Origin of the sequence: Acidovorax lacteus, assembly GCF_039540375.1 — a bacterium.
GTDB lineage: Bacteria > Pseudomonadota > Gammaproteobacteria > Burkholderiales > Burkholderiaceae_C > Acidovorax_G > Acidovorax_G lacteus.
Map to the genome: position 1 here is coordinate 54,776 of NZ_BAABEX010000011.1, position 16,505 is coordinate 71,280.

The 16,505-nt window shown below is 66.7% G+C and carries 20 protein-coding genes; 18 read left to right on the forward strand and 2 right to left on the reverse strand.

Annotation, left to right across the window (positions count from 1 at the left end; genetic code table 11):
- The first annotated feature begins 173 nt into the window (after positions 1-173).
- From ABD866_RS08625 to tatC, 12 genes are all read left to right on the forward strand, one after another.
- Positions 174-1,628: a M16 family metallopeptidase gene (locus ABD866_RS08625; protein ID WP_345063340.1), complete on the forward strand. Its 1,455-nt coding sequence runs from the start codon at positions 174-176 to the stop codon at positions 1,626-1,628.
- Between the two features lie 92 nt (positions 1,629-1,720).
- Entirely contained in the window at positions 1,721-3,052 is a 1,332-nt protein-coding gene (locus tag ABD866_RS08630; protein ID WP_345063344.1) for a M16 family metallopeptidase, read from the forward strand.
- Positions 3,049-3,720 (forward strand): 16S rRNA (guanine(966)-N(2))-methyltransferase RsmD, encoded by a 672-nt coding sequence (gene rsmD, locus ABD866_RS08635; RefSeq protein ID WP_345063348.1) that lies wholly within the window; start codon positions 3,049-3,051, stop codon positions 3,718-3,720. The genes ABD866_RS08630 and rsmD overlap by 4 nt, the downstream gene beginning before the upstream one ends.
- A gap of 211 nt (positions 3,721-3,931) precedes the next feature.
- Complete coding sequence (gene coaD / locus ABD866_RS08640) at positions 3,932-4,426, forward strand: pantetheine-phosphate adenylyltransferase (RefSeq protein ID WP_345063351.1); 495 nt, start codon at positions 3,932-3,934, stop codon at positions 4,424-4,426.
- A 122-nt stretch (positions 4,427-4,548) separates the two neighbouring features.
- Positions 4,549-4,947 carry a phosphoribosyl-AMP cyclohydrolase gene (gene hisI, locus ABD866_RS08645; protein ID WP_345063701.1) on the forward strand — a complete coding sequence of 133 codons (399 nt, stop codon included), beginning with the start codon at positions 4,549-4,551 and terminating at the stop codon, positions 4,945-4,947.
- Positions 4,948-4,952: 5 nt separating this feature from the next.
- Positions 4,953-5,336 (forward strand): phosphoribosyl-ATP diphosphatase, encoded by a 384-nt coding sequence (locus tag ABD866_RS08650; protein WP_345063353.1) that lies wholly within the window; start codon positions 4,953-4,955, stop codon positions 5,334-5,336.
- Positions 5,333-5,713 (forward strand): DUF4870 family protein, encoded by a 381-nt coding sequence (locus ABD866_RS08655; protein WP_345063356.1) that lies wholly within the window; start codon positions 5,333-5,335, stop codon positions 5,711-5,713. Before ABD866_RS08650 ends, ABD866_RS08655 begins: the two co-directional genes overlap by 4 nt.
- Complete coding sequence (locus ABD866_RS08660) at positions 5,706-6,743, forward strand: patatin-like phospholipase family protein (protein WP_345063359.1); 1,038 nt, start codon at positions 5,706-5,708, stop codon at positions 6,741-6,743. Before ABD866_RS08655 ends, ABD866_RS08660 begins: the two co-directional genes overlap by 8 nt.
- A 39-nt stretch (positions 6,744-6,782) precedes the next feature.
- A complete protein-coding gene (locus tag ABD866_RS08665) occupies positions 6,783-7,160 on the forward strand; it encodes a histidine triad nucleotide-binding protein (RefSeq protein ID WP_345063362.1) in 378 nt (125 codons plus the stop codon).
- Positions 7,161-7,256: 96 nt separating this feature from the next.
- The gene (gene tatA, locus ABD866_RS08670) at positions 7,257-7,508 is read left to right on the forward strand and encodes a Sec-independent protein translocase subunit TatA (RefSeq protein ID WP_345063364.1); all 252 of its coding nucleotides are present in this window, start codon (positions 7,257-7,259) and stop codon (positions 7,506-7,508) included.
- Positions 7,509-7,531: 23 nt separating this feature from the next.
- The gene (gene tatB, locus ABD866_RS08675; protein WP_345063367.1) at positions 7,532-8,008 is read left to right on the forward strand and encodes a Sec-independent protein translocase protein TatB; all 477 of its coding nucleotides are present in this window, start codon (positions 7,532-7,534) and stop codon (positions 8,006-8,008) included.
- A gap of 51 nt (positions 8,009-8,059) precedes the next feature.
- Positions 8,060-8,857 (forward strand): twin-arginine translocase subunit TatC, encoded by a 798-nt coding sequence (tatC, locus tag ABD866_RS08680; RefSeq protein ID WP_345063370.1) that lies wholly within the window; start codon positions 8,060-8,062, stop codon positions 8,855-8,857.
- A 376-nt stretch (positions 8,858-9,233) separates the two neighbouring features.
- Here tatC and ABD866_RS08685 read toward each other — a convergent pair whose 3' ends face one another.
- On the reverse strand, positions 9,234-10,379 hold the full coding sequence (locus ABD866_RS08685; RefSeq protein ID WP_345063372.1) for a S1C family serine protease: 1,146 nt from the start codon (positions 10,377-10,379) through the stop codon (positions 9,234-9,236).
- Between the two features lie 121 nt (positions 10,380-10,500).
- Here ABD866_RS08685 and ABD866_RS08690 point away from each other — a divergent pair, with 121 nt between their 5' ends.
- Both ABD866_RS08690 and pdxA read left to right on the forward strand, forming a co-directional pair.
- Positions 10,501-11,253: a Nif3-like dinuclear metal center hexameric protein gene (locus ABD866_RS08690; protein ID WP_345063374.1), complete on the forward strand. Its 753-nt coding sequence runs from the start codon at positions 10,501-10,503 to the stop codon at positions 11,251-11,253.
- 44 nt (positions 11,254-11,297) lie between these two features.
- Positions 11,298-12,338 (forward strand): 4-hydroxythreonine-4-phosphate dehydrogenase PdxA, encoded by a 1,041-nt coding sequence (pdxA, locus tag ABD866_RS08695; protein ID WP_345063378.1) that lies wholly within the window; start codon positions 11,298-11,300, stop codon positions 12,336-12,338.
- Between the two features lie 41 nt (positions 12,339-12,379).
- Here the strand turns inward: pdxA and mscL are convergent, their stop codons facing one another.
- Positions 12,380-12,814: a large conductance mechanosensitive channel protein MscL gene (mscL, locus tag ABD866_RS08700; protein ID WP_345063382.1), complete on the reverse strand. Its 435-nt coding sequence runs from the start codon at positions 12,812-12,814 to the stop codon at positions 12,380-12,382.
- A 141-nt stretch (positions 12,815-12,955) separates the two neighbouring features.
- Here mscL and petA point away from each other — a divergent pair, with 141 nt between their 5' ends.
- The 4 genes from petA to ABD866_RS08720 all read left to right on the forward strand — a co-directional run bounded on the left by petA (position 12,956) and on the right by ABD866_RS08720 (position 16,477).
- Positions 12,956-13,555: a ubiquinol-cytochrome c reductase iron-sulfur subunit gene (gene petA, locus ABD866_RS08705; protein WP_345063385.1), complete on the forward strand. Its 600-nt coding sequence runs from the start codon at positions 12,956-12,958 to the stop codon at positions 13,553-13,555.
- Positions 13,556-13,566: 11 nt separating this feature from the next.
- Positions 13,567-14,982: a cytochrome b gene (locus tag ABD866_RS08710; protein ID WP_345063703.1), complete on the forward strand. Its 1,416-nt coding sequence runs from the start codon at positions 13,567-13,569 to the stop codon at positions 14,980-14,982.
- A 16-nt stretch (positions 14,983-14,998) separates the two neighbouring features.
- A complete protein-coding gene (locus ABD866_RS08715) occupies positions 14,999-15,763 on the forward strand; it encodes a cytochrome c1 (RefSeq protein ID WP_345063389.1) in 765 nt (254 codons plus the stop codon).
- 102 nt (positions 15,764-15,865) lie between these two features.
- Positions 15,866-16,477 (forward strand): glutathione S-transferase N-terminal domain-containing protein, encoded by a 612-nt coding sequence (locus tag ABD866_RS08720; RefSeq protein ID WP_345063392.1) that lies wholly within the window; start codon positions 15,866-15,868, stop codon positions 16,475-16,477.
- Positions 16,478-16,505: the final 28 nt, after the last annotated feature.

The following is a 16,505-nucleotide window of genomic DNA, read 5'->3' on the forward strand; positions in this document are numbered from 1 at the left end:
CCGGTACGGGCGCCGGAGCTGCGGCGGTCGGCTCGGTTACAGCGGATGGGCTAGAGGGCTCGACCGCCGCCGGGGGCGCTGGCGGCAGGCTGTGGGCATCGCCCGGTGCGGGGACGGGCGGTTTCTTCTTGAAAAAACTGAACATTGGCGGGTTCTTAGAATCAACGCATTCTATGAAACGCCTCTCCATGCTCCTGGGGCTGTATGCCCTTGCCGCGGCCGTGGGCGCTGCGACGCCAGGCGAACCGGTTGTCACTGCTGCCGCGGCGGCAAACCCGGCCGCGAGCGCGTCTGTGGCTGCCACCGGTCCGCAACGCTTCACCCTCTCCAACGGCATGCCGCTGATCGTTCAAACCGATCGTCGCGCACCCACTGCTGTGCACATGCTGTGGGTGCGCGTGGGCTCCATGGATGAGGTGGACGGCACCAGCGGTGTCGCCCATGTGCTCGAACACATGATGTTCAAGGGCACCAAAACGCTGCCGCCTGGTGAGTTTTCGCGCCGTGTAGCGGCCCTGGGCGGGCGCGAAAACGCCTTCACCAGCCGCGACTACACCGGTTACTACCAGCAGATCCCGTCGAACCGGCTTGAAGACGTGATGCGGCTTGAGGCCGACCGCTTTGCCAACAGCCAGTGGCCCGACGACGAGTTCCGCCGCGAGATCGAGGTGGTGAAGGAAGAGCGCCGCCTGCGCACCGAAGACCAGCCGCGCGCGCTGCTCGCTGAGCAACTGTTTGCCACCACCTTCGTGGCCTCGCCGTACCGTCGGCCCATCGTGGGCTGGATGAGCGACCTGGACGCGATGACGCCTGAAGACGTGCGCGCGTTCTACCGTACCTGGTACAGCCCCTCCAACGCTGCCGTGGTGGTGGCGGGCGACGTGGACCCCCAGCAGGTGCTGGCCTGGGCCGAGAAGTACTACGGGCGCATTCCGGTGCATGCGCTGCCTGAGCGCAAGCCGCGCACCGAGCCGGTACAAATGGGCCTGCGCCGCATTGCCGTGAAAGCGCCGGCCGAGCAGGCCTACGTGGCCATGGCGTTTCGTGTGCCCGGCCTGCAGCGTGTGACCGATTTGCAAGACGCCGACCGCGATGCCCTGGCGCTGATGGTGCTGTCGGCGGTGCTCAGCGGCTACGACGGCGCACGGCTGGAGCGTGCGCTCAGCCAGGGCCCGCAGCGCGTGGCCGATGCAGCCGACAGCGCGGCCATGGTCATGGGCCGGGGGCCTGCGCTGTTCGTGCTGACTGGTGTGCCCGCCGAGGGGCGCAACACCACCCAGGTGGAAGCTGGCCTGCGCGCCGAGATCGCCCGGATCGCCCGCGAGGGCGTGAGCGAGGCCGAGCTCAACCGCGTGAAAACGCAGTGGATCGCATCGCAGATTTACCAGCGCGATTCGGTGCAGCATCAGGCGCAGGAGCTGGGCATCCATTGGATCCAGGGCCTGCCCCTGGATGCCAGCGAACGCCTGCTGGCCCTGCTGCGCGACGTGACGCCCGCGCAGGTGCAGCAGGTGGCGGCGCGTTATTTTGGCGACGACCAGCTCACCGTGGCCACGCTGCTGCCGCAGCCGCTGGATGCACCGCGCGCCCGGCCCGCCGCTGCCCCTGCGGCCGGACGTCGCCATTGAGCTGCCGGGCCCGGCGATGTGCCGCCGGACCGCGCCCACGACCTTTGTCCCCCGGGCACGCGCCGCGTGCCCCCTTGTGTGGAGCCCCTGTCATGCCCTTTGTGAAACAACTCGCCGCCTGCGCTGCTGCGCTGTGCCTGGCGGCACCGGCCTGGGCGGTGCTGCCCATCCAGCACTGGACGCAGGACAACGGCGCCCGCGTGTGGCTGGTCGAAAGCCCCGTGATTCCGATGGTGGATGTGCAGATCGACCTAGACGCTGGCAGCCGCCGTGACCCGGCCGGCAAGGCGGGCCTGGCGGCAGCGGTGGCTGGCATGACCGCCCGCGGCGTGAAGGCCCACGGTGCCGAGCCTGCGCTCGACGAGAACGCGCTGGGCGAAGCCTGGGCCGACCTGGGCGCGAGCTTTGAGGCGCAGGCCGACAACGATCGCCTGCAGTACACGCTGCGCTCGCTCACCGACCCGGCGCTGCTCGATCGCGCAGCGCGCCTGGCCGCCCGCCAGATCGGCGAGCCCAGCTGGCCGGCCGAGGTGTGGCAGCGCGAGCGCGCGCGCTGGACGGCCAGCCTGCGCGAGGCGGGCACACGCCCGGCCACCGTGGCCGCCTACGCATTCTCCGACGCGGTGTTCGGCACGCATCCCTACGGCCAGCGCGCCACCGAGGCCACGCTCGCAGCACTGACGCTGGCCGACATGCAGGCCTTTCACGCAACCCACGTGCAACCCTGCCGTGCGCGCGTGAGCGTGGTGGGCGCACTCGACCGCGCGCGCGCCGACCAATTGGTGCGCACGCTGCTCGCACGCCTGCCTGCTGCGGCGCGATGTGCGCCGCTGCCACCGGTGGCCGAAGTGGCGCCCCTTGCGCAGGCGGCCGAGCGGCGCATCCCCTTTGCCTCGGCCCAGGCGCATGTGCTGATCGGCCAGCCCGGTTTTGCGCGGCGCGACCCCGACTTCTTTGCGCTGGTGGTGGGCAACCATATTCTTGGTGGAGGCGGGTTCACGTCGCGTCTCACACACGAGGTGCGCGAAAAGCGCGGGCTGAGCTACAGCGTGTACAGCTACTTTGCGCCGGGCCAGCACGCGGGCGCGTTCACGCTGGGGCTGCAAACACGGCCCGACCAGGCCAACCAGGCCGTGCAGGTGGCGCGCGACGTGGTGGCCCGCTTTGTGGCCGAAGGGCCCACCGAGGAAGAGCTGCGCGCCGCCAAGGACAACCTCATTGGCGGCTTTGCGCTGCGCATCGACAGCAACCGCAAGCTGCTGTCCAACGTGGCCAACATCGCCTGGAACGATCTGCCGCTCGACTATCTGCAGCATTGGACGCGGCGCGTCGAAGCCCTCACGGTGGCCGACGTACGCGCGGCCATGGCCCGCAAGCTGCAGCCCGAGCGCATGGTGACCGTGGTGGTCGGAGGCCAGCCATGAGCAGCGCCCGCGCCGCCCGGCCCGGCCCGCGCGCCACTGGCATCCCGGCCCGCAAGCCCGCCAGCGGCTCGGGCCGCCCCACACCCGCGGCTGCACCGGGCGAGGTGCGGATCATCGGCGGGCAATGGAAGCGTACCCGTCTGCCGGTGCCGCAGCGCCCGGGCCTGCGGCCCACGCCCGACCGGGTGCGCGAGACCCTGTTCAACTGGCTGGGGCAAGACCTGACCGGCTGGCACTGCCTCGATGCCTTTGCAGGCACCGGAGCGCTGGGGCTGGAGGCCGCCTCCCGCGGCGCGCAGGCCGTGACCCTGGTCGAGTCCGAATCTGCCCTGGTGGCCCCGCTGCGCGCTGTGTGCGACAGGCTGGGGGCGACCACCGTGCGCGTGCAGCGCGGCGACGGCGTACAAGCCCTGCGCGCCTGCGCACCGGCCAGCCTGCATCTGGTGCTGCTGGACCCGCCTTTCGATGGCGAGCACTTCACCCCCGCGCTGCAGGCCGCCGCCCGTGCGGTGCGGCCCGGCGGCTGGGTGTACCTGGAGGCCCCGCGCCACTGGGCGGCCGACGAATTGCAGGCCCTGGGCCTGGCCGAATACCGCCACCTCAAGGCGGGCATGGTGCATGCGCACCTGCTGCAGCCGGTGGCGACCGCGGCACCGCCTGCCGGCTGAGCCCCGGCGCTTGTCCGGGGCCGCGCGTGCCCGGGCCTGGCCGCACGCACGCGCCGCAGGGCCGGTGGTGCCGTGTCGCCATCGCGGCGCCGTTGCGGCGCTGTCGCGCAGGGGCGCACCGGCTGCGCTGGCCATGTTGCACTGCACTGCATAATGCGCGCACGCCAGCCGGCCCCGGCCGCAGATCGTGCCCCACAGGAGACTTCCCGCCATGTCCCAGAACGTGCTCGCCGTCTATCCCGGTACCTTCGACCCCATCACACTGGGGCATGAAGACGTGGTGCGCCGGGCCACCCAGCTGTTTGAGCGTGTGATCGTGGCCGTGGCCGCGGGCCATCACAAAAAGACCCTGTTCAGCCTGGAAGAGCGCATCGAGATGGTGCGCGAGGTGGTGCGCCCGTACCCGCAGGTGCAGGTGGAGCCGTTCTCGGGCCTGCTGCGCGATTTTGTGGTGTCGCGCGGCGGCAAGGCCATGGTGCGCGGCCTGCGCGCCGTGACCGACTTTGACTACGAATTCCAGCTCGCGGGCATGAACCGCAGCCTGATGCCGCAGGTGGAGACGGTGTTCCTCACGCCCAGCGACAAGTTCCAGTTCATCAGCAGCACGTTTGTGCGCGAGATCGCAGTGCTCGGTGGCGAGGTGGACAAGTTCGTCTCGCCCTCCGTGCAGCAGCGCCTGGCCGACAAGGTGCGTTCGCTGGCTTGATCGCTCCCGTCCTATTGTGCTATCGATTTGATAGCTGGTTGTGCTTGACTTTGCTAGGCGGTAGGCCAATTTCGGCCTCAAACGACCGCCGCCTGAGCGGCGCTGCGTGGAAATCGCTGACAATCCCGCGCATGAACTGGCTTGACGAAGTGAAGTGGGACGCGCAGGGCCTGGTGCCCGTGATTGCGCAGGAGCAGGGCACGGGCGACGTGCTGATGTTTGCCTGGATGAACCGCGAGGCACTGGCCCGCACGGCCGAGCTGGGCCGGGCCGTGTACTACAGCCGCTCGCGCGGCAAGCTGTGGTTCAAGGGCGAGGAGTCGGGCCATGTGCAGCAGGTGCATGAAATCCGCCTCGACTGCGACAACGACGTGGTGCTGCTCAAGGTCACCCAGCTCGGGCACGAGCCCGGCATTGCCTGTCACACGGGCCGCCACAGCTGCTTTTTCAGCGTGCTCAAGGACGGTGCCTGGCAACCGGTCGATCCGGTCTTGAAAGACCCCGAATCCATCTACAAGTAAGCGCCATGAGCACCGATTCCACTTCTGACGCCCTGGCCCGCCTGGCCGCGGTGATCGAAAGCCGCAAGCCCGCCCTGGGTGGCAACCCCGAGACCAGCTACGTGGCCCGCCTCCTGCACAAGGGCCCAGACGCGTTTCTCAAGAAAATCGGCGAAGAAGCCACCGAGGTGGTGATGGCCGCCAAGGACGCCGACCACGGCGGCGATGCGCGCAAGCTTGTAAATGAAGTGGCCGATCTGTGGTTCCACAGCATGGTGGCGCTGGCCCACTACGGCTATACACCCGCCGACGTGGTGGCCGAGCTGGTGCGCCGCGAGGGCCTGAGCGGCATCGAGGAAAAGGCCCTGCGCAAGGTGGCCGCCCGTGCGGCCGAGGAGGCTCCGCGATGAACGAGGGTTTCCCGGGCCCGGACACCCGCGCCGAAGACCTCAAGGCCGTGGGCTGGGTCAGCTACCTGCTGCACCTGATCGTGGCCGTGGGCGCGGTGGTGCCCGGGGCGCAGCCCGGCGCGGTGCTGCTGCTAGTGGCCCTGGTGATCGACCTCGTCAAGCGCAGCGACGCCGAGGGCACCTGGCAGGCCAGCCATTTCAGCTGGCGCATCCGCACCGTGGTGTGGGCCGGGGTGCTGTACGTGGTGACGGCGCCGCTGTGGGTGCTGTTCGTGCTGCCGGGCTGGATCGCCTGGTCGCTGATTTCGCTGTGGTTCCTCTACCGCATCGTGCGTGGCATGGTCGCCATGAACAAGAGCCAGGCGCTGGATGCCTGAGGCCCAGCCGCCCCGGTCGCTCAACTTGGCGCTGCAGGGCGGCGGCTCGCACGGGGCACTGACCTGGGGCGTGCTCGATGCGCTGCTCGAAGACGGACGCTGGTCGTTCGAAGGCATCAGCGGCACCAGCGCCGGGGCCATGAACGCCGTGGCCGTGGCCCACGGTTTTGCGCTCGCGGCCGAGCGGCATGCGCATGCCGACGCTGCCACCCGCCACCGCGCCGGGTGCGACGAAGCCCGTGCGGCACTGCGCCGCCTGTGGGAAGGCGTGGGCACGCTGGGCAGCCTGGCCATGGGCACGCCGCTGGCAGCCGCGCGCACGATCATGGGCTTCTGGGGGCAGTGGCTGTCGCCCTACCAGACCAATCCGCTCGACATCAATCCGCTGCGCCGCTTGCTGGAGCGCGAGGTGGACTTTGACCGCCTGTGCACCCAGCGCGGCCCGGGCACGCCCCAGGTGTTTGTATGTGCGACCAACGTGCGCACTGGCCGGGGCGAGATTTTCTCGGGCCCGCGCCTCACGGCCGATGCGGTCATGGCGTCCGCCTGTCTGCCGCTGCTGTTCCAGGCCGTGGAGATCGACGGCGAGCGCTACTGGGACGGTGGTTTTTCGGGCAATCCGGCGCTGCACCCGCTGATCTACCAGACGGCGGGCAGCGACATCCTGCTGGTGCAGATCAACCCGGTGGAGCACCTGGGCGTGCCCGACACCGTGCCCGAGATCATGGACCGCATGAACGAGGTGACATTCAACGCCAGCCTGCTGGCCGAGTTGCGTGCCATTGAGTTCGTGCGCCGCCTGCTGGCCGAAGGGCGGCTGGACCCGCGCCGCTACAAGGACATCCGCATGCACCGCATCGACGGCGGCGCGCGCCTGGCTGGCTACGGAGCTGACAGCAAGCTGAGGGCCGACCTTGTGTTGGTGCGCGAACTGTTCGACCTGGGCCGCGAAGCCGGGCTACAGTGGATGGCGCGCCATGCGGCCGATGTGGGCGTGCGCCCCACGGTGCATATCCCTGACAATGCCTGAGCCGCGGCCTGTCCGCGAATTCCGACTCTTTTGTTGCCCATGTCTGCTTCAACCGCTCCATCGCACGACCCGAACTGCCTGTTTTGCAAGATCGTGGCCGGCCAGATCCCGTCCCGCAAGGTGTACGAGGACGACGAGATCCTGGCCTTCCACGACATCCACCCCTGGGCGCCGGTGCACTTTCTGATGGTGCCCAAGCGCCACATCGCCTCGATGGCGCAGGTGACCGAGGCCGACGCCGCCCTGCTGGGCCGCATGATGGCCCTGGCCCCCAAGCTCGCGCTGGAACAGGGCTGCAACCCGTACCCGGAAGGGGGCTTTCGCATCGTGGTCAACACGGGGCTTGAAGGCGGGCAGGAGATCCACCATCTGCACATCCATGTGATGGGTGGCCCCCGCCCGTGGCTTAAAGGTTGATTCCGTGATCGCCCCGGTCTGCGGGGCAAAGGGGGATTGACCGATAGGTGTCACGCCCCCCGTCTAAAATGACCGTCATTCGTTAGGAGAACCTCCATGGGTACTTTTTCCCTCTGGCACTGGCTGATCGTGCTGCTGATCGTGGTGCTGGTGTTCGGCACCAAGAAGCTCAAGAACATGGGCTCCGACCTCGGCGGCGCCGTCAAGGGCTTCAAGGACGGCATGCGCGACGGCTCCACCCCGGACAACGCGGCCGCTTCGACGGCCACGCCGCCCGCGGGCCAGGTGGCCAACCAGGCCTCGGCCGACAAGGCCACCATCGACGTCGAAGCCAAGCAAAAGAGCTGAGCGCGTTGGCGAGCGCCTGATCCATGATCGACATCGGTCTGTCCAAGATGGCGCTGATCGGCGCGGTGGCGCTGATCGTCATCGGCCCTGAAAAGCTGCCGCGCGTGGCTCGCACCGTGGGCACACTGCTGGGCAAAGCGCAGCGCTATGTGTCCGACGTCAAGGCGGAGGTCAACCGCTCGATGGAGCTGGACGAACTGCGCAAGATGAAGGACTCGGTCGAAAATGCGGCCCGCGATGTGGAGCAATCGATCCAGACCACGGCCAGCGACTTCGAAAAAGACTGGGCCGACGCCACCCGCATGGCCGATGGCAGCGCCGACAACGCCTTGGCCCACGACGCCAGCAGCGTGACACCGGCCTACAAGCACCCGGGCAAGAACTGGCGTCTCAAGCGCGGTGCCGTGCCCCAGTGGTACAAGGCCCGTGCGGGCGTGCGCACCCGGGCCCAGTCGGGCGCAGCGCGCGTGGCGCGCTTTCGGCCCAAGCGTTTCCACTGACCGATACCACCGCCCGCGCTCCTCGCGCCGAGCGGTGCCCTGGCTTCCACCATGTCCCAAACCCCCTCCTCAGACGACGAGCTGGCCGGCACCGAGCAGCCGTTCGTGCAGCACCTGATCGAACTGCGCGACCGCATGATCCGCGCCATCCTGGCGGTGGGCGTGGCGGCGGCGCTGCTGTTTTTCTTTCCGGGGCCGGGGGCGCTGTACGACCTGCTGGCCGCACCGCTGGTGGCGCACCTGCCCAAGGGCGCCACGCTGATCGCCACCTCGGTGATCTCGCCCTTCATGGTGCCGCTGAAGATCCTGCTGATGTCGGCCTTTCTGATCGCGCTGCCGTTTGTGCTGTGGCAGGTGTGGGCCTTCGTTGCGCCCGGGCTCTATTCGCACGAGAAGCGGCTGGTGCTGCCGCTGGTGATCTCCAGCACCGTGCTGTTCTTCATCGGCGTGGCGTTCTGCTACTTCTTCGTGTTCGGCCAGGTGTTTGCGTTCATCCAGAGCTTTGCGCCGAAAAGCATCACCGCCGCGCCAGACATCGAGGCCTACCTGAGCTTTGTGCTCACCATGTTCCTGGCCTTCGGCCTGGCGTTCGAGGTGCCGATTGCCGTGGTGGTGCTCGCGCGCATGGGCGTGGTCACCGTCGAAAAGCTCAAGGCCTTCCGCGGCTATTTCATCGTGCTGGCCTTTGTGATCGCCGCCGTGGTCACGCCGCCGGACGTGGTGTCACAGCTGGCGTTGGCCATTCCGATGTGTCTGCTGTACGAACTGGGCATCTGGGCGGCGCAGATTTTCATCCGCCACACGCGCGCGCCCGACGACGCTGCGGCCGAGACGACCGGCAACCCCTGATCGCTGCCGCCTCCCTGGCTTTTTGCAAGCAGGTTTGTCCGCGTGGCGTGCCAGCTGGGCCTTGTGGCCAGCTTCCTGTTTTTTGATTCAGGCCAAATTGGCTGCTCGTGCTTGTAAATCAAGCACAAGCAGCTATGTTTTTCATAGCACTTGCGTGGGCTGTCTGTCAGGCGTCTGCCTCGGGCTAGCCCCTGCAGCGGTGGCGGTGCCGCACGCGCAGACTGGAGGCCATCGGGTGATCCGCGTGCAGCACCGCGGTGTCGTACTCGCCACGGAATAGCGGCCGTAGCAGCTCGTTGCGCGGTTTCGTGCGGAACGGGACTCTGCCGCCGACGCGTCCTTCTCGCCGGGCCGCTGCACGAGGCCCGCAGCCAGATCAGCGCCGCAATGTCGGGTGCGGCTTGGGCCGCACGCCGGGCTGGATCTGCAGCTCCGTCACCTGCTGGCCGCGCTGCACGCGGAAGGGCGCCGGCTCGCCGGGCTTGAGCGCGGCCACGGCGGTGAGCAGCTCCGACACATTGCCTACCGCTTTGCCATTGACCTGCACGATCACATCGCCTGGACGCATGCCCGCGCGGGCCGCCGGGCCGTCCTGCAGCACGCCGGTGATGATCACGCCTTCGCTCGCCTTCACGCCGAAGGTTTCGGCCAGCTCGGGCGAGAGTTCGTTGGGTTCCACCCCGATCCAGCCGCGCGTGACCTGGCCGTCGCGCACGATGCCGTCCAGCACCTGCTGCGCGGTGGACACCGGAATGGCAAACCCGATGCCCATGCTGCCGCCCGAGCGCGAGTAGATGGCGGTGTTGATGCCCATGAGGTGGCCATTCACGTCCACCAGCGCCCCGCCCGAATTGCCTGGGTTGATCGCCGCGTCGGTCTGGATGAAGTTCTCGAAGGTGTTGATGCCCAGCTGCGTGCGGCCCAGCGCGCTCACGATTCCGCTCGTCACGGTCTGCCCCACACCGAAGGGGTTGCCAATGGCCAGCACCTGGTCGCCGACTGCGATCTGGTCGGAATTGCCCAGCACGATCACCGGCAGCTTGTCGAGGTCGATCTTCAGGATGGCCAGGTCGGTGTCGGGGTCGGTGCCGATCACGCGCGCCAGCGTGCGGCGGCTGTCGGTCAGGGTGACCTCGATCTCGTCGGCGTCTTCCACCACGTGGTTGTTGGTCAGGATGTAGCCATCGGGGCTCACGATGACGCCGCTGCCCAGCCCGGTCTGCGCCTGGCCACCTTGGTCGCCAAAGAAGAAGCGGAACCACGGGTCGTTGCTGCGCGGGTGGCGCACGGCTTTGCTGGTGTTGATGCTCACCACAGCCGGCGCCGCCTTGCGCGCCGCAGCGGCAAAGCTGCCGGCCACCGGCTGAGGCGCCGGGGCGTCGGGGGCCTGCAGCAGCGCAATGCCTGCGCCCGAGCGGGTCGCGCCCGAGCGGATCCAGTCGGGTTGCAGCGTGGCCACCACAAAGTAGGCGGCCACGAGCACCGTCACGGTTTGGGAAAACAGCAGCCAGAGTCGTTTCATGGGCGGGCAGGGCAGGGTGTCGGCACGGCCTGCCCACGCACGCCCAGGGGCGGCGGCGGCAGGGGCAAGCCAAGATTGTCGCCCAAGAGATGGGGGTGCCCCGCACGGCGACAATAGCGGCATGAGCACAACCCGTGAGCAACTGTTGCAAAGCCTGGACGCGCTGCTCGAGCCCTGGCGCTTCAAGGACTACGGCCCCAACGGGCTGCAGGTGGAAGGCCGTGCCGAAATCCGCCATCTGGTCAGCGGCGTGACGGCCAGTCGCGCGCTGATCGACGCCGCGATCGAGGCGGGAGCCGATGCGATCCTGGTGCACCACGGCCTGTTCTGGCGCGGCCAGGACGGGCGCGTGACCGGCTGGATGAAGCAGCGCCTGCAGCGCCTGCTGGCGCACGACATCAATCTGCTGGCCTACCACTTGCCGCTGGACGCGCACCCCGCACTGGGCAACAACGCCCGCCTCGGGGCGCTGCTGGGCTGGCAGGCCGATGCGCGCTTCGGCGAGCAGGACCTGGGCTGCGTGGCCACGGCGGCCTATGCCGACGCCACCGCGCTGGCCGGACAAGTAGAGCAGGCGCTGGGCCGCCGTGTGACCTGCGTCGCGGCCGAGCCCTCACGCCCCATCCGCCGCGTGGCGTGGTGCACGGGCGGTGCGCAGGGCTACTTTGAAGGAGCCATTGCCGCCGGGGCCGATGCCTTCGTGACGGGCGAGATTTCGGAGCCTCAGACCCATTTGGCGCGCGAGACCGGCGTGGTCTTCATCGCCGCCGGGCACCACGCGACCGAGCGCTACGGCGCACCGGCCGTGGCCGCGCAGGTGGCGGCGCAATGGGGGCTGCAGCACACCTTCATCGACATCGATAACCCCGCCTGAGCGCTGCTCGCGGCCTGACGAGACCCGCACCCCTTCTTCGACCCATGACCGCTGCGCTGCCTTTGATCGCCATCACCCAGGGCGACCCTGCCGGAATCGGCCCCGAAACCATCGCCCAGGTGTTTCGCGACACGCCCGACGTGGTGCGGGGCTGCCTGGTGGTGGGCGACGTGGCCACGCTGCGGCGTGCGGCCGCCTGCATCGCCCGACCCGGGGAGACGCCGCTGCCCGTGGCATGCCTAGGCGCTCCGCACGAGGCGGCCCAGGTGCCGCCCCGCTGCCTGCCCGTGCTGCCGCTGCCGGGCCTGCCCGGGCCGCAACCCTGGGGGCAGGTCTCGGCAGAGGCCGGCCGTGCTGCGGCCGAATGCGTGCTATGGGCTGCGCGTGCGGCCTTGCGCGGCGAGATCGCGGCCCTGGTCACCGCTCCGCTGCACAAAGAGGCGTTGGCCGCGGCCGGGTACGACGTGCCTGGCCACACCGAGCTCCTGCAGGCTGAGGCGGCGGCCCATGCCGGCGTGCCGCTGGCCGAGATGCCCGTGCGCATGATGTTGGCCAACCCCGAACTGCGCACCGTGCTGGTGAGCATCCACGTCTCGCTGCGCGAGGCGCTGGACGCGGTGACCTTCGCCCGGGTGCTGCAGACGCTGGACATCACCCACCACGCACTGCACCGATTGCTGGGCCGCGTGCCGCGCATCGCCGTGGCCGGGCTCAATCCCCATGCAGGCGAGGGTGGGCGCTTCGGCCGAGAGGAAATCGAGATCATTGGACCGGCGGTGCAGGCAGCCCGTGCCCAGGGCTGGGATGTACACGGACCATTTGCGCCAGACACGGTGTTCATGCGGGCCCGCCATGCACCCGGACACCCGGGTGAGTTTGATGTGGTCGTGGCCATGTACCACGACCAGGGGCTGATCCCGGTCAAGTACCTGGGCGTGGATCAGGGCGTGAACGTGACCCTGGGCCTGCCGCTGGTACGCACCAGCCCCGACCACGGTACCGCGTTCGACATCGCAGGGTGTGGCGTGGCCGACGCGAGCAGCCTGCGCCAGGCGGTGGCCATGGCGCGCTCACTGCTCGGCTGAGCGGTCGCGTGGCCGCCTGGCCTGGCGGCAGTGGGCTGCGCTTACCGGCGATTGAGGCTGTCGCGGATCTCGCGCAGCAGCACGATGTCTTCCGGAGTCGGCGCCGGGGCTGCCGGCGCCGGGGCAGGTGCCTCGCGCTTGAGGCGGTTGATCTGCTTGACCATCATGAAGATGATGAATGCCAGGATCAGGAAGTTGACGGCCACCGTGATGAAGTTGCCGTAGGCAAATACCGGCACACCGGCCTTCTTGAGCGCGTCCAGCGTCATGGCGGTGCCCGGCGGCACCTGGCCGAGCACCAGAAACAGGTTGGAAAAGTCGAGCTTGCCAAAGACCAAGCCGACCACCGGCATGATCAGGTCGCTGACCACCGAGTCCACGATCTTGCCAAACGCCCCGCCGATGATCACGCCCACGGCCAGATCGACCACGTTACCCTTGATCGCGAACTCGCGAAATTCCTGCATCACGCCCATAGGTCCTCCCAAGTGTTGGAATGCGGCGAGTATTGCCGAGAAGCGGGCTCTGTCAAGGCGTACCAGGGGGCCGATATCCCTGGTCACTCCGCTACAATTCGCGGTTGACCCCAATTCTTGCGATGTTCATCGAGGATCCCCATGAGTGACACTCCAATCGACTCCAGCAAACGGACGTGGCTGATCGCGTCCGGCTGCGCGGGTGCGGTGGGCGGCGTGGCAGTCGCCGTACCTTTCGTGAGTACCTTCCAGCCTTCCGAGAAGGCCAAGGCCGCCGGCGCTGCCGTCGAAGTGGACATTTCCGCGCTCAAACCCGGCGAGAAGCTGACGGTGGAGTGGCGTGGCAAGCCCGTGTGGATCATCAAGCGCACGGAAGAGCAGCTCGCCGAACTGCCCAAGCTCGACAGTCAGCTCGCCGATCCGAAATCGGAGCGCAACCCGGCTGAACTGACGCCCGAGTACGCCCGCAACACGGCGCGCTCGATCAAGCCCGAGATCCTCGTGGCAGTGGGTATCTGCTCGCATCTGGGCTGTTCTCCCACCGACAAGCTCACTCCGGGTCCGCAGCCTTCGCTGCCGGACGACTGGAAGGGCGGCTTTCTGTGTCCTTGCCACGGTTCGACCTTCGACATGGCCGGCCGTGTGTTCAAGAACAAGCCCGCCCCGGACAACCTCGAAGTGCCGCCGCACATGTACCTCTCCGACACGCTGCTGCTGATCGGTGAGGACAAGAAGGCCTGAAGGAGCGCTGCATCATGGCTGAATTCAAGGAAATCTCCCCCAATGCCTCGGCTGGCGCCAAGGTCACGAACTGGTTCGAGAACCGGTTCCCCACGGCATTCGACGCGTACCGCGTCCACATGTCCGAGTACTACGCCCCGAAGAACTTCAACTTCTGGTACTTCTTCGGTTCGCTGGCCATGCTGGTGCTGGTGATTCAGATCGTCACAGGCATTTTCCTGGTCATGCACTACAAGCCGGACGCCGCCCTGGCGTTTGCCTCTGTGGAGTACATCATGCGCGATGTGCCCTGGGGCTGGCTGATCCGTTACATGCACTCGACAGGTGCTTCTGCCTTCTTTGTGGTGGTGTACTTGCACATGTTCCGTGGCCTGATTTACGGCAGCTACCGCAAGCCGCGTGAACTGGTCTGGATTTTCGGTTGCGCGATCTTCCTGTGCTTGATGGCCGAGGCCTTCATGGGCTACCTGCTGCCTTGGGGTCAAATGTCGTACTGGGGCGCTCAGGTGATCGTGAACCTGTTCGCTGCGATCCCCTTCATCGGCCCTGATCTGGCCCTGCTGATCCGTGGCGACTACGTGGTGGGCGATGCAACGCTGAACCGCTTCTTCGCCTTCCACGTGATTGCTGTGCCGCTGGTGCTGCTCGGTCTTGTGGTGGCCCACCTGCTGGCCCTGCACGATGTGGGTTCGAACAACCCGGACGGTGTGGAAATCAAGGGTCCCAAGGCTCCGAAGGATGCCAATGGCAAGCCGCTCGACGGCATTCCTTTCCACCCGTACTACACGGTGCACGACATTCTGGGCGTGAGCGTGTTCCTGATGGTGTTCAGCGCAGTGGTGTTCTTCGCTCCGGAATTCGGCGGCTATTTCCTGGAGTTCAACAACTTCATTCCTGCTGATCCGCTGAAGACACCCGCGCACATTGCGCCCGTCTGGTACTTCACGCCGTTCTACTCGATGCTGCGCGCCATCACCACCGAGATGATGTATGTGCTCATCCTGTGTGTGCTGGCAGGAGCCGTGCTGGGCGTAATCAAGGCCAAGCTGCCCACCATCGTCAAGGGTGGCATCGTGGGCGCAGCTGTGGTGGCTGTGGCCCTGATGCTGGCGATCGACGCCAAGTTCTGGGGCGTGGTCGTCATGGGCGGTGCTGTGATCATTCTGTTCTTCCTGCCCTGGCTCGATCACAGCCCGGTCAAGTCGATTCGCTACCGCCCGACATGGCACAAGTACCTGTACGCGGTGTTCGTGTTCAACTTCCTGATTCTGGGCTACCTGGGTGTGCAGCCGCCCTCGCCGTTGGGCGAGCGCGTCTCCCAGGTGGGTACGTTGTTCTATTTCGGTTTCTTCCTGCTGATGCCTTGGTGGAGCCGTCTGGGTGAGCCCAAGCCGGTGCCGGACCGTGTCACCTTTGCAGCGCACTGAGCGGGAGAAGCAGACCATGAAAAAAATCATCCTCACGTTGATCGCTGCCCTTGGCCTGGCGGCTGGCGCGGCACATGCCGCGGGTGGTGACACGATCGCCTGGGACAAGGCCCCCAAGAAGACCACGGATCTGGCCTCGCTGCAAAACGGTGCTAAGGTGTTTGTGAACTATTGCCTGAACTGCCACTCGGCGGCTTTCATGCGCTACAACCGCCTGCGTGATATCGGTTTGACCGACCAGCAGATCAAGGACAACCTGCTGTTCACGACCGACAAGGTCGGTGAGACCATGAAGTCCGCCATCGATCCGCGTCAGGCCAAGGAATGGTTCGGCGCCAACCCACCCGACCTTACGGTGATTGCACGATCGCGCTCTGCCATCGGCAAGGGTGATGGCGTGGATTACTTGTACACATTCCTGCGCACCTACTACCGCGACGAAACCAAGGCCACGGGATGGAACAATCTGGCATTCCCCAGTGTGGGCATGCCGCACGTGTTGTGGGAATTGCAGGGTAGCCGTCGCCCGGTGTTCGAAGAGGTTGAGAGCCACGGTCACAAGACCCAAGTCTTCAAGGGCTGGGAGCAGATCACGCCCGGTGTGATGACGCCTCAGCAGTACGACGAGACGATTGCGGACCTTGTGAACTACTTGGCGTGGATGGGGGAGCCTGCTCAGAACACCCGGATCCGGGTCGGTGTCTGGGTGATGATTTTCCTCGGATTCTTCACCGTACTGGCCTGGCGACTCAATGCCGCCTACTGGAAGGACGTGAAGTAATTCACCAGCCGATTCACCGCGTGGGTGTCACCACGCGGCATCCCCTGATGGAGTGGGCGTCTATTGGCGTCCCACTCTTTTGATTTTTAGGAGTCGCTCACCATGATGGTGCTTTACTCGGGAACCACCTGTCCCTTCTCCCACCGTTGCCGTTTCGTTCTGTTCGAAAAAGGCATGGACTTTGAGATCCGCGACGTGGATCTGTACAACAAGCCCGAAGACATCAGCGTGATGAATCCGTACGGCCAGGTACCCATCCTGGTCGAGCGAGACCTGATCCTGTACGAGTCGAACATCATCAATGAGTACATCGACGAGCGCTTCCCGCATCCGCAGCTCATGCCCGGCGATCCGGTGGACCGTGCGCGGGTGCGTCTGTTCCTGCTGAACTTCGAGAAGGAACTGTTCGTACACGTGAATACCTTGGAGTCGCGCACGACCAAGGGCAACGAGAAGGCTTTGGAGAAGGCGCGGGCCCACATCCGTGACCGTCTCACGCAACTCGCCCCCGTGTTCCTGAAGAACAAGTACATGCTGGGTGACAATTTCTCCATGCTGGACGTGGCCATCGCGCCTCTGCTCTGGCGCTTGGACTACTATGGCATCGAGCTGAGCAAGAACGCTGCCCCCTTGCTGAAGTATGCAGAGCGCATCTTCTCGCGGCCTGCCTATATTGAGGCGCTGACACCGTCCGAGAAGGTCATGCGCAAGTGAGCGGGGGCTCTTGCTCTATCTGACTGCT